The 12,899-nt window shown below is 61.0% G+C and carries 9 protein-coding genes; 5 read left to right on the top strand and 4 right to left on the bottom strand.

Going from position 1 to position 12,899, the window contains the following annotated elements; translation table 11 throughout:
* Positions 1 to 12 precede the first annotated feature (12 nt).
* Positions 13 to 2,613, top strand: a complete 2,601-nt coding sequence (cckA, locus tag ACST81_RS12485) for a cell cycle histidine kinase CckA (RefSeq protein ID WP_438748068.1) — start codon at positions 13 to 15, stop codon at positions 2,611 to 2,613.
* An 83-nt stretch (positions 2,614 to 2,696) separates the two neighbouring features.
* On the opposite strand, the gene ACST81_RS12490 is transcribed toward cckA, so the two are convergent.
* Together ACST81_RS12490 and ACST81_RS12495 are read right to left on the bottom strand one after the other, a co-directional pair.
* Positions 2,697 to 3,626 carry a pseudouridine-5'-phosphate glycosidase gene (locus tag ACST81_RS12490; RefSeq protein ID WP_438748069.1) on the bottom strand — a complete coding sequence of 310 codons (930 nt, stop codon included), beginning with the start codon at positions 3,624 to 3,626 and terminating at the stop codon, positions 2,697 to 2,699.
* A 28-nt stretch (positions 3,627 to 3,654) separates the two neighbouring features.
* On the bottom strand, positions 3,655 to 4,602 hold the full coding sequence (locus ACST81_RS12495) for a carbohydrate kinase family protein (protein ID WP_438748071.1): 948 nt from the start codon (positions 4,600 to 4,602) through the stop codon (positions 3,655 to 3,657).
* Between the two features lie 235 nt (positions 4,603 to 4,837).
* Here ACST81_RS12495 and recA point away from each other — a divergent pair, with 235 nt between their 5' ends.
* The 3 genes from recA to ACST81_RS12510 all read left to right on the top strand — a co-directional run bounded on the left by recA (position 4,838) and on the right by ACST81_RS12510 (position 9,917).
* Complete coding sequence (gene recA, locus ACST81_RS12500) at positions 4,838 to 5,929, top strand: recombinase RecA (RefSeq protein WP_438748073.1); 1,092 nt, start codon at positions 4,838 to 4,840, stop codon at positions 5,927 to 5,929.
* Between the two features lie 224 nt (positions 5,930 to 6,153).
* The gene (alaS, locus tag ACST81_RS12505; RefSeq protein WP_438748074.1) at positions 6,154 to 8,817 is read left to right on the top strand and encodes an alanine--tRNA ligase; all 2,664 of its coding nucleotides are present in this window, start codon (positions 6,154 to 6,156) and stop codon (positions 8,815 to 8,817) included.
* A gap of 248 nt (positions 8,818 to 9,065) precedes the next feature.
* Complete coding sequence (locus tag ACST81_RS12510; RefSeq protein ID WP_438748076.1) at positions 9,066 to 9,917, top strand: AraC family transcriptional regulator; 852 nt, start codon at positions 9,066 to 9,068, stop codon at positions 9,915 to 9,917.
* Positions 9,918 to 10,015: 98 nt separating this feature from the next.
* Here the strand turns inward: ACST81_RS12510 and ACST81_RS12515 are convergent, their stop codons facing one another.
* Together ACST81_RS12515 and ACST81_RS12520 are read right to left on the bottom strand one after the other, a co-directional pair.
* The gene (locus tag ACST81_RS12515) at positions 10,016 to 10,786 is read right to left on the bottom strand and encodes an HAD-IIB family hydrolase (RefSeq protein ID WP_438748078.1); all 771 of its coding nucleotides are present in this window, start codon (positions 10,784 to 10,786) and stop codon (positions 10,016 to 10,018) included.
* The gene (locus ACST81_RS12520) at positions 10,756 to 12,093 is read right to left on the bottom strand and encodes a glycosyltransferase family 4 protein (protein ID WP_438748080.1); all 1,338 of its coding nucleotides are present in this window, start codon (positions 12,091 to 12,093) and stop codon (positions 10,756 to 10,758) included. Before ACST81_RS12520 ends, ACST81_RS12515 begins: the two co-directional genes overlap by 31 nt.
* A gap of 274 nt (positions 12,094 to 12,367) precedes the next feature.
* Between ACST81_RS12520 and ACST81_RS12525 the strand changes: the two genes are divergently transcribed.
* Complete coding sequence (locus ACST81_RS12525) at positions 12,368 to 12,856, top strand: STM3941 family protein (protein ID WP_438748082.1); 489 nt, start codon at positions 12,368 to 12,370, stop codon at positions 12,854 to 12,856.
* The last annotated feature ends 43 nt before the right edge of the window (positions 12,857 to 12,899 follow it).

Here is a 12,899-nt window from a genome sequence, read left to right on the forward strand (position 1 = left end):
AACGAGGACCTTATGACGAAATTGCGGCAGGCAGGTGACTATCACATGCCTATAGTGGATCGTGGAACCCGGCCCGGCACGGTGCTGAGGATCATCCTGCTCGCCATCGTGCTGACGGCCTCGGCGGTGTCGTTCGTCGTCTTCAAGAGCCAGCTCGAAAATGAGATCGTGCTTGGCATTCTTGGCGTGCTGGCCATGGTCGGCATCTTTTTCCTGGTCTCCTCCGTCATCGGCTTCATCGAGGTCATGCCGCAATCACGGCCTGACGAACTGGCGCGCGCCTTCCTCGACGGCCATCAGGACGGGACGCTGGTCACCGACCGCAAGGGCCGCATCATCTACGCTAACGCCGCCTATGGCGGGCTCACCGGCGCGACCAAGGCGACCGAGATCCAGTCGCTGGAAACCATCCTGTCGCGCAACCGCGAGGCGACGGAGGCGATCTACCGCCTGACCAACGGCCTGCACGAAGGCAAGGCCGGCCACGAGGAGTTTCGCCTGTTGAAGCCGCTGAGCCCAATCGGTGGCTCCGCAGGCTCCGGCGCTCACTGGTTCCGCCTGAAGGCACGGGCGCTGCCGCTCGAGGATGGCGAGCGCAACCCGCTCTATATCTGGCAGATTTCCGATATCACTTCAGAGCGGGACGACCAGGAGCGCTTCTTCAAGGAATTGCAGAACGCCATCGACTATCTCGATCACGCGCCGGCCGGATTCTTCTCCGCCGGCAAGAAGGGCGAGATCTTCTATATCAACGCGACTTTGGCCGACTGGCTGGGGCTGGATCTTACCAAGTTCCAGCCGGGCTCGATGACCATCGCCGATCTGGTGGCGGGCGAGGGGCTGGCGTTGGTGCAATCGGTGCAGGCGGAGCCGGGCCTGAAAAAGACCAAGACGCTTGATCTCGACCTGCGTAAGTCCAATGGCCAGGGCTTTGCCGTGCGCATGGTGCACCGCGTATCTTCCGCGCGCGACGGTGCCCCCGGTGAAAGCCGCACGATCGTACTTGCCCGTTCCAATGACGACGAAAGCGACCAGTCGGCCTCGATCGCCGCCATGCGCTTTACCCGCTTCTTCAACAATACGCCGATGGCGATTGCCTCGATCGATGGCGATGGCCGGATACTGAGAACCAACGCGCCGTTCCTGAAGCTGTTTTCCGCAGTCGTTTCGCAGGACGACATGGAGCGCGGCGCGCTGCTCGAAGCCGTCGTGCATGAAAGCGAACGGTCGCGCCTGCGCGAGGCGCTGGAAGCGGCCAAGGATCGGCAGGGCGACATTCCGCCGATCGATTCGCTGCATCCGACCGACGAAACCCGTCATTTTCGCTTCTACGTGAACGCCGTCATCGACCAGAGCGACCAGGCACCGGAAGAGGCGGCCATCGTCTACGCCGTCGAGATCACCGAGCAGAAGGCGCTCGAGACACAGATGGCGCAAACGCAGAAGATGAACGCGGTCGGCACGCTTGCCGGCGGCATCGCGCACGATTTCAACAACGTGCTGACGGCCATCCTGCTTTCCTCCGACCACCTGCTGCTTTCCGCCCGACCTTCGGACGCAAGCTTTGCCGACCTGATGGAGATCAAGCGCAACGCCAACCGCGCTGCCGTGCTGGTGCGCCAGTTGCTGGCCTTCTCGCGCAAGCAGACGATGCGTCCGACGGTGCTGTCGATGACCGATGTCGTCGGTGATCTGCGCATGCTGGTCGATCGCATGACCGGCACGAACGTCAAGCTCGAGGTCGATTACGGCCGCGATCTGTGGCCGGTGCGCACGGACCTTGGCCAGTTCGAGCAGGTCGTGCTCAACCTTGCCGTCAACGCGCGCGATGCCATGCCGAACGGCGGCGTCATTACGTTGCGGACCCGCAATCTGCCGGCCAGTGAAGTGGCGGCGCTGAACCGCCGTGACCTTCCGGAAGACGATTATGTCGCGGTGGAGGTCTCGGACCAGGGCACCGGCATTCCGCCTGAAATTCTCGACAAGATTTTCGAGCCTTTCTTCACCACCAAGGAAGTCGGCAAGGGCACTGGACTTGGCCTGTCGATGGTCTACGGCATCATCAAACAGTCCGGTGGCTACATCTATCCGGAATCCGAAGTCGGCAAGGGCACGACCTTCCACATTCTGCTGCCGCGTTATATCGAGGAAACGCCGCTGCCCGGTGAGACCACCGACACGCAGGCAACGGCTGCGCTCGCCGCCAAGGTTGCTGTCAAGGAAGAGCCGACGGATCTTACCGGCAATTCGGCCGTGGTTCTTCTGGTCGAGGACGAGGAGGCGGTACGTCGCGGCGGCAAGCGCATGCTGGAAACCCGCGGCTATACCGTGCACGAAGCCGGTTCCGGGGTCGAGGCGTTGGAGATCATGGAAGAGCTGAGCGGCGCCGTCGATATCGTCGTGTCGGACGTCGTGATGCCGGAAATGGATGGTCCGACCCTCTTGCGCGAAATCCGCAAGAACTATCCGGATTTGAAGTTCATTTTCGTCTCCGGCTATGCGGAAGACGCCTTTGCCAGGAACCTGCCGGCGGATGCGAAATTTGGCTTCCTGCCGAAACCTTTCTCGCTCAAGCAACTGGCCGTCGCCGTGCGCGAGATGCTGGACAGCTAACGTTCTGTCTCCATGACGCATATTTGCGCGTCATGGGAAGAATAGGAGATTCCCGCGTCTGTCGCGGCAATCTCCCCGGCTCCTTATTCGACGGTCATGGCGACGGCGATTTCGGCCGCGAGACGGGCGTTGTTTTCAACGAGCGCAATATTGGTTTCAAGGCTGCGGCCGTCGGTCAGGCCGAAGATGTTGTCGAGCAGGTAGGGTGTGACAGCCTTGCCGGTGATTTCGTCGCGGTCGGCGTTGTCGAGGGCGCGGGTGATATAGATTTCCATCTCCTCGCGGGGGATTTCGTTTTTCTCGGGAACCGGATTGGCGATCAGCATGCCGCCGTCGACACCGAGCAGGTCGCGCATCTTCTGGAAATTGGCGATCGCCGCCGGGCTGTTGAGCATCAGCGGGCTCTTCAGGCCGCTGTCGCGCGACCAGAAGGCCGGGAAGATCTCGCTGTCATAGGTGACGACGGGAACGCCGCGGGTTTCGAGCACTTCCAGCGTCTTCGGAATATCGAGGATCGCCTTGGCGCCGGCACAGACGACGATGACGCCGGTGCGCGCCAGTTCGTCGAGATCGGCCGAGATGTCGAAGCTTTCTTCCGCCTTGCGATGCACGCCGCCGATACCGCCGGTGGCAAAGACGCGAATGCCGGCGCGGGCGGCTGCGATCATCGTCGCGGCAACGGTGGTCGCACCGGTGCGGCGCTCGGCGATGGCGAAGGCGAGATCGGCGCGCGACAGCTTCATCGCCCCTTCCGTCTGCGCCAGCGTTTCAAGCTGCGCAGATTCAAGGCCGATATGCAGCACGCCGTCGATCACCGCGATCGTTGCCGGCACGGCACCTTCCTCGCGGATGATCGCCTCGACGCTGCGGGCCATGTTCAGGTTGCCGGGAAACGGCATGCCATGGGTAATGATCGTCGATTCGAGCGCGACGATGGGCGCGTTGCGCGCCTTCGCGGCGGCGACTTCGCTGGAATATTCCATCGGCAGGAACGGGGAAACTGGCTTGGTCATCGCATGTCCTTTTCTTTTGAAGGCGCGTTCATGACAGGATTTCGGCTGATGGTACAAGGCCAATCACCTCGGCGATGGCTTCGCGCGACATTTTTTCCGAGACTGCGAGCGGCGAGCCGACTGTGATGACGGCGGCCGCGACGCCGGTGCGCAGGCATGTTTCGAGCGGCTGTCCGTCGAGAAGGGCCGACAGAAAGCCGGCGGCGAGCGCGTCACCGGCGCCGGTGACATCGCCGAGCCGATCGAGTGCGGGCGGAGAAACGGTGACGATCCGGTCGCCCTTGAAGGCGATGGCCGGCTTGCCGCCACGGGTAATGACGCCGCCACTGAGGCCGGCAGCACGCAGGATCGCCGGCCATTGCGCCGCGTCTTCGGTATTCGCCTCCGTCAGCGCCCGCGCCTCCGCCTCGTTCATGAACAGGAAGCCTATGTTGGCAAGGCACGCGCTGAAACGCGCGACCTTGGCCGGCGAGATCGCGATGCCGGCGGTGATCTTTGATTCCGACGCGGCCTTGCGGATCAGGGCGGCGATGGTTTCCGCCGGCAGATTGGCGTCGGTGACGATCAGGTCGCTTTCTGACAGGGTTTCGCGCATGACGCGCTGCTGCAGCCGGCGCGGCGAAAACAGCCGATAGAGATCCATGTCGGCCAGCGCGATCACCAGATTGCCGTCATTTTCGAGGATGGCGGTATAGCTCGGAGTCTTGCGGTCAAGGAAGATGAAGGGCCGGTCGATGACGCCGGCATGCTCGGCCGCGAGCGTCACCGTTTCGCCGGCCGTATCACCGCCGCGCGGGCTGATCATCCGCGCTTCGAGGCCAAGCCGGGCGAGGTTCCGCGCCGCGTTGAAGCCGCCGCCACCCGCTTCCTCGAACCATGTCCCCGGATTGCTGGCGCCCGGAGCGGTCGTTCCGGCGATGCGCGCGCGGCGGTCGACATGTGCGCCGCCGAAGATGGAAACAACTCTGTCCGTCATGCGATTTCCCATGTGCCGTTGCTGGCGATTCGTTCTTCAAGAGTGTGGATAGGTATAATACCGGATCATTTTCGTGCTTCGTTGCGAATATCGGAACAAGAAAAGAACACTCATTCGTTTGTTATTATGATTCAGATGGATAGTTCGCTCTTGTAAAATGAGAACAAAAAGTGTACATAGCTTTCATCGGCGGCTTCATTGCCTCATTAGCCTCCATAACCTAAAGGTGGATCAAATGGCACAAAACTCTTTGCGGCTTGTAGAGGATAAATCGGTGGACAAAAGCAAGGCACTTGAAGCGGCACTGTCCCAGATCGAACGTTCGTTCGGCAAGGGATCGATCATGAAGCTCGGTGGAAAAGACAGTATCGTCGAGATCGAGACCGTTTCCACGGGCTCTCTCAGCCTGGACATCGCACTGGGCATCGGTGGCCTGCCGAAGGGCCGCATCATCGAAATCTACGGTCCGGAAAGCTCGGGCAAGACGACGCTCGCCTTGCAAACGGTTGCCGAAGCCCAGAAGAAAGGCGGCATCTGCGCCTTTGTCGACGCCGAACACGCGCTCGATCCGGTCTATGCCCGCAAGCTTGGCGTCGATCTGGAAAACCTGCTGATCTCGCAGCCGGATACGGGCGAGCAGGCGCTCGAAATCACCGATACGCTGGTTCGCTCCGGTGCGATCGACGTTCTCGTCATCGACTCCGTCGCCGCCCTGACGCCGCGCGCTGAAATCGAAGGCGAAATGGGCGACAGCCTGCCGGGCCTGCAGGCCCGCCTGATGAGCCAGGCGCTGCGCAAGCTGACGGCGTCGATCTCCAAGTCGAACTGCATGGTGATCTTCATCAACCAGATCCGCATGAAGATCGGCGTCATGTTCGGCTCGCCGGAAACCACGACGGGCGGCAACGCGCTGAAGTTCTATGCCTCCGTCCGCCTCGACATCCGCCGTATCGGCGCCGTCAAGGACCGCGAGGAAGTGGTAGGCAACCAGACCAAGGTCAAGGTCGTCAAGAACAAGATGGCGCCGCCCTTCAAGCAGGTCGAATTCGACATCATGTATGGCGAAGGCGTATCGAAGACCGGCGAACTCGTTGATCTCGGCGTCAAGGCCGGTATCGTCGAAAAGTCGGGTGCCTGGTTCTCCTACAACAGCCAGCGCCTCGGCCAGGGCCGCGAAAACGCCAAGATGTTCCTGCGCGACAATCCGGATACGGCGCGCGAGATTGAACTTGCGCTTCGCCAGAATGCCGGCCTGATCGCCGAGAAGTTCCTCGAAAACGGTGGCCCGGAAGCCGGTGATGACGATGATGATGCCGCACTGGCGTAAGATTCGCTGATTTTCGACATGTCTTTGCCGGTCGCTCTCTTGAAGGGCGGCCGGTTTTCTTTTGTCCGCTGGACAGGGGTTTTCCCGAACGATAAAAGCCTGTGTTCCAAATGGATGGCAGGGATCGGCGAACACCCGGTAACCTGCGATCTTGAAAAATTTTCCGGTTCGCGGCTCAGCTTTGTAGGCTGCGGACGGTCCGATGCAAGAGGTAAGGGCGCAATATGAGCGGCGTGAATGAAATCCGGTCGACGTTCCTCGACTACTTCAAGAAGAATGGTCACGAGGTCGTATCGTCGAGCCCGCTGGTGCCGCGCAACGACCCGACCTTGATGTTCACCAATGCCGGCATGGTGCAGTTCAAGAACGTCTTCACCGGCCTGGAACAGCGCCCCTATTCGACGGCAGCAACGGCGCAGAAATGCGTGCGCGCCGGCGGCAAGCACAACGATCTCGACAATGTCGGCTACACGGCCCGCCACCATACCTTCTTCGAGATGCTCGGCAATTTCTCCTTCGGCGATTATTTCAAGGAACAAGCGATCGAGCTTGCCTGGAACCTGATCACCAAGGACTTCACCATTGATGCGAAGCGCCTGCTGGTCACCGTCTATCACACGGACGACGAGGCGTTCGGCCTGTGGAAGAAGATTGCCGGCCTGTCCGATGACCGGATCATCCGCATCCCGACCAGCGACAATTTCTGGGCAATGGGCGATACCGGCCCCTGCGGCCCGTGCTCGGAAATCTTCTACGATCACGGCGATCATATCTGGGGTGGCCCTCCCGGCTCGAAAGACGAGGACGGTGACCGGTTCATCGAAATCTGGAATCTCGTCTTCATGCAGTACGAGCAGGTGACGAAGGAAGAGCGCGTCAATCTCCCGCGCCCGTCGATCGACACCGGTATGGGCCTGGAGCGCGTTGCCGCCCTGCTGCAGGGCAAGCACGACAACTACGACATTGACCTGTTCCGCGCCCTGATTGCCGCCTCGGAAGAGGCGACCGGCGTCAAGGCCGAAGGCGACCGTCGCGCCAGCCACCGTGTCATCGCCGACCATCTGCGCGCCTCCGCCTTCCTCATCGCCGATGGCGTTTTGCCGTCGAACGAAGGCCGTGGCTATGTGCTGCGCCGCATCATGCGCCGCGCCATGCGTCACGCGCAGTTGCTTGGTGCGCGTGATCCGCTGATGTGGAAACTGCTGCCGGCGCTGGTCGGCCAGATGGGCCGCGCCTATCCGGAGCTGATCCGGGCGGAATCGCTGATTTCTGAAACGCTGAAGCTGGAAGAAACCCGGTTCCGCAAGACGCTGGAACGCGGTCTTGGCCTCCTGTCGGATGCGACGAGCGATCTCGCCGAGGGCGACCAACTGAATGGCGAGACCGCCTTCAAGCTTTACGACACCTATGGCTTCCCGCTCGACCTGACCCAGGATGCGCTGCGCACACGAGGCATCGGCGTCGATACGGATGCCTTCTCCGCTGCGATGGAACGCCAGAAGGCCGAGGCGCGCGCGTCCTGGTCCGGCTCAGGCGACAAGGCGACCGAGACGATCTGGTACGAACTGAAGGAAAAGCTCGGTGCGACCGAGTTCCTCGGCTATGACACCGAAACCGCCGAAGGCGTTGTCCAGGCGATCGTGCGCGACGGCAAGGCGATGGAGACCGCGTCGGCAGGCGAAACCGTCCAACTCGTGTTCAACCAGACGCCGTTCTACGGCGAATCCGGCGGCCAGATGGGCGATACCGGCGTGATCTCGACCGATCATGCAAAACTGACGGTCACCGATGTGCAGAAGCGCGGCGAGGGCCTGTTCGTTCATGCCTGTGTCATCGATCAAGGCACGGTCAAGATCGGCGATGCGGCGGCGCTCACCGTCGATCATAGCAGACGCTCGCGCCTGCGCGCCAATCACTCGGCCACCCACCTGCTGCATGAAGCAATGCGCGAGGTGCTCGGCACGCATGTGGCCCAGAAGGGCTCGCTGGTGGCGCCCGAGCGCCTGCGCTTCGACGTCTCGCATCCAAAGCCGATGTCGGCCGACGAACTGAAGGTCGTCGAGGACATGGCCAACGAGATCATCGTCCAGAATACGCCGGTGACGACGCGTCTGATGAGCGTCGATGACGCGATCGCGGAAGGCGCGATGGCGCTGTTCGGCGAAAAGTATGGCGACGAGGTTCGCGTCGTATCGATGGGGCAGGGCCTTCATGGCTCGAAGGCCAACCGCCCCTATTCCGTCGAACTCTGTGGCGGCACCCATGTCGGCGCCACCGGCGAGATTGGTCTGGTGCGAATCGTCGGCGAAAGTGCCGTCGGCGCCGGCGTGCGCCGCCTGGAGGCCCTGACTGGTTCTGCGGCGCTGGCCTATCTCAACGAGCAGGACGAGCGGGTGAAGACGCTTGCCAGCACGCTGAAAGTTCAGCCGACCGATGTGCTCTCCCGTGTCGAAGCGCTGATGGACGAGCGCCGAAAGCTGGAGCGCGAACTGAACGAGGCCAAGAAGAAGCTGGCGCTTGGTGGTGGCGATGCCGGCGGTTCCGCCGACCAGGTCCAGGAGATCGGCGGCGTCAAGTTCCTCGGCAAGGTCGTGACCGGCGTCGAGCCGAAGGATTTGAAGAGCCTTGCCGATGACGGCAAGACGAGTCTCGGTTCGGGTGTCGTCACCTTCGTCGGCGTGTCGGAAGACGGCAAGGCCAGTGCCGTTGTCGCCGTCACCGACGATCTGACCGTCCGCTTCAGCGCCGTCGATCTCGTCCGCATCGCCTCCGCAACCTTGGGCGGCAAGGGCGGCGGCGGCCGTCCCGACATGGCCCAGGCCGGTGGTCCGGACGGCACCAAAGCCAAGGAAGCAATCGACGCGGTGGGCGCGGCTCTGGCCGGGTAAGCCGGCTTGCGCCTTTTGAAACACATCGAGAAACCGGGCTGAAAGGTCCGGTTTTTCTTTATCCGGGGCTTACTGCATAATTCCTTAAATCGGAATCGATTTAAGGATAAAATTATGCAGCATCTTAAAAGTGTTACAGCGACCTTTGCGCGTCATATTTGACGCGCGGCGCTGTAAGGCCAAGTCCGCAGGATTTGTCAAATCCGGATGTGGTTCTGTCCGGCCGTTCGACTTGTGTGAGGATCGGCATGAAGGAAGACAGCATCTGGGCGGTTTATGAGCAGCGTCTACGGCGCGTATCGGCCTATATCCATGATCATCTGGACGAGGAACTCGATCTCGATCGTCTCTCGGCCATCGCCTGCCTGTCGCCGCATCACTGGCATCGGATTTACCGGGCAGTTCACGGCGAGACGCTGGCTGCGACCGTCAAGCGGCTCAGGCTGCATCGGGCGGCCGGTGATCTGGTAAGCACCAGTCTTTCCGTCGAGGAGATCGCAAGACGAACAGGCTATCCCAACCTGCAATCCTTCAACCGGATTTTCAAATCGGTGTTCGGCATGCCGCCGGCCCGTTATCGCAGGCAGGGCAGCCACACTGTCTTTCAATCGACAAACGGAAAAGGACTGGGCGAGATGTACGACGTCACGATGAAAACGATTGCTCCGCGCGACTTGGTCGGGGTGAGCCATACCGGCTCCTATATGGGCATTGGCCGCGCCTTCGAAACGCTGGGCGGCACGCTGCAGGCGCGCCAGCTTTTCAGGCCGGACATGAAGATGATCGGTGTTTATCTGGACGATCCCGACCTTGTGCCGAAGGATAAGCTTCGGTCCTTTGCCTGCGTCACCGGCGGCGAGGGCGTGCCGGTCGAGGCACCGCTGGTGAACCGGCATCTGGATGGCGGCGATTATGCGGTGCTGCGCCACAAGGGACCATACGCTGATATGCACAAGGCCTATCAATGGCTCTACGGTGAATGGCTGCCGACCTCCGGCCGGGCGTTACGCGACACCGTGATGTTCGAGGAATATATCGACAATCCGCGCGACACGGCACCGACGGAATTGCTGACGGATATTTACCTGCCGCTCAAGTAGGAGAAGATTCCCCCCCCGATCGGCCTATCCGATCGGGGGAGCTCTTGACAGCCGATAGCCGGCTAATAATTCGCAGGGTTCCGCCCGGAATCGGTGGTTCAACCGAAAACACCCCAGTGTTTCAGTCCGTCCAGAACGCCATCGGCCATCAATTCGCTTGAGCCATAGATATCCGATCGGCCATTCGCGATGGATTTGAGCTCGGGCAGGGCATTGCCGACAATGATACCGCGTATGCCCGGCAGTTCGAACATGCTCATGTCGTTGCCGGTGTCGCCGGCGACGACGACCTCGTCATGGGTCAGGCCAAGCTGGCGGCAGAGCCAGGACAGGGCTGCGCCCTTGTCTATCCCATCCGGCAGAATATCGAGATCACGGTTACTGGAATAGATGAGACGGGCCACAAGCCCGGCTTCGGCAAGCCGCTGCTCGATGGGCGTCAAGATCACGGTATCGGCATTGTGCAGATACCAGCTGGATTTCTGCGCATGTTGATACTCATCCGGCTGGATTTGAAGGTCGGGAACGTCCTGCAGCGCCCGGGCGATCAATTCGCGGTCGAAACCAGCGCCGATCGATTGGGCATAGAGATCGGAATGGGACGGCTCCAGCTCATTGTGCAGCATCGTGCCGACGCCGCCGATATAGATGTCCGGTTTGGGCAGGGCGGTGGTCGCGATAAAGGCGCGCTGGTCCTCGATCAGCCGGCCGCTGTTCAGCACCAGCAATGGCCGGCGATCCGGCGGCAGGCTGTTCCATGCCTCGCGAAACCGTGCTTCCGCCGGCCGGTTCCCGGCCAGCGTCCCGTCGATATCGCAACAGACGATGCGGACCGGCCTCAATCTCCGTCCGTCCACGGCTCTGCCCATTCGTTGTCATCCATGGCCTGCGGCATCGGCCGTCCCTCGACGACACCGATCAGTTGTTGCGCAATGCCGGTCCAGGTGAAGAGGCTGCGGGCCTTGTGCGCGCCCATGCGCGACAGACGGCCGGCCAGCCGCTCATGTTTCAGCGGCTTCATTATGGTGATGCCAAGATCATATTTGTCGAACGGATCGGCAAACAGCGCGTGCCGCCCATAGCTGACCGCCCGGAACAGGCCGCCATGGATGGTGATGACCGTCGGCGTACCGCTCGCCATCGCCTCGATCGCCGTCATGCCGAAGGGTTCGTAGCGGCTCGACAGCACGAAGACGTCGGCGGCGCGGTAAAAATCCGGCAGATCCTCTTCCGTGACGAAGCCCGAGAAGACAACCTTGTCCTCCAAACCAAGTGTGGCGACGCGCTCCTTCAGTTGTTTAAAGATCACGGTATCCTGGGCGTCCATGTTCTCCCCACCCACCGCGAGATGAAGGCGCGCTTCGGGCTCGCGTTCTGCCAGGACCGAAAACCCGTCGATCAGCAGATCATAACCCTTATTGGTGGCCAGACGACCCATGGCCATGACCACCTTGCCCTCGAAACCGAAGCGCTGGCGGGCCATCTCGCGTGTTGCCCGCGAAACCGGGAAGAAACGATTGTCGTCATAACCGGGTGGAATCATGTGGACCCGGTCGCGCGGCAGGTTGTAGTCGTTGACCAGCACCTCCACCTGGATCGGCGTCGTGGCGATGACCATGCTGCAGGAGCGGTAGATGATCAGCTCGTGCTTGATGCGTTCGGAAAAGTTAAACTCCTTTTCGAACGTGTCGGCCTTGTCGGGATAGTCGGTCTCCATTTGCCTCTTTTTCCAGAGGCCCAGCGAATGCGGTGTGTGGATATGGGTGACGCCGAGGGCTTCCGAGACGCGCTGGCCCGCGATACCGGCATCCCAATAGTGGCTGTTGATCAACGTATAGGTGAAATTGTTGCGGCGGATGAAGCGGACGGCGTTTTCGCACCATTCCATCAGGTGACTGTAAAGGTATTCCTTGGGGATGAAATCCGGTCCGCCGCAGGGAATGCGGATGACGCGCACGCGCTCGTCGACCTCGTCGAATTCCGGTTGGTCCTCGAAGCGACGGGTGTAGATGTCGACCTCATGGCCGAGTAGCGCCAGCTTGCGCGCGAGTTCGATGACATAGACCACCTGTCCGCCCGTATCGGCGGCGCCCAGCGGCGGTTCGGCGGCGACATATCCATGGGTTGAGATGAGTGCAATGCGTGGCAGATGCGATATTTTCTCTGAGGAGGTCATGTATCCATTTCGCGTTTGTGCGGAGGGTTTGCATGCAGCGCAGCATGCGAGGGTTCAATTCGCGAACGACCGGGAGAGAAAAAGGTTCCGAAAAAATCGCAATTTCACGTGTTCAACGCGAGAGCCGTTGATTTTGTTCGATAAAAAATCCACTTCGAACCCCATGGAATTGACGGCACGTTGGCATAATCTGCCCAGGTGGCGATCAGCGAAATTTGGAGAGGATATGACTGACCACCCGATTATAATTCAACGCTCGAAATTGAAGACGGCCATGCTGCTTCTTGGAGCCATACTATTTGTTGCCGGCAGCATCTGGATTGCGCAGATCGGATATGCCGATCAGGGAGCGGGTTCGTTCGAACTGTTCATGGGCATTATCGGTGCGTTGTTCTTCGGCGCCTGCGGCATTCTGCTGGTGCCCCGGCTGTTCGAGACCAAGCCGGTTCTGGAATTCACCGAGAACGGCCTGATCGCGCGGGACGTGTCCCTGGAACCGATCCATTGGCGCGATATTCTCGCCGTGCGGCTCGTCGATTACCGCAAGCAGCCGATTATCGAACTGCTTTTGTCACCGGAGGCGGAAAAGACCCAGCAATTCACCCGCACGGTCCGGATGACCCGCTCCGCCAACCGGAGGCTTGGCTTTGAAGGCGTGTGCATGAGCGGCGCCGGCCTGTCGCGACCGCCGGCCGAAGTGGTCGGGCTCATCGGAAGCTGGGCCGAGGCGTTTCATGCGCAAGGCGCGGTATCTCGGGTCTAAAGAAAAACCCGGCAGAACCGGGTTTCTCACAGCTTGCATCTTT

The organism is Pararhizobium sp. O133, from assembly GCF_051669845.1.
GTDB lineage: Bacteria > Pseudomonadota > Alphaproteobacteria > Rhizobiales > Rhizobiaceae > Pararhizobium.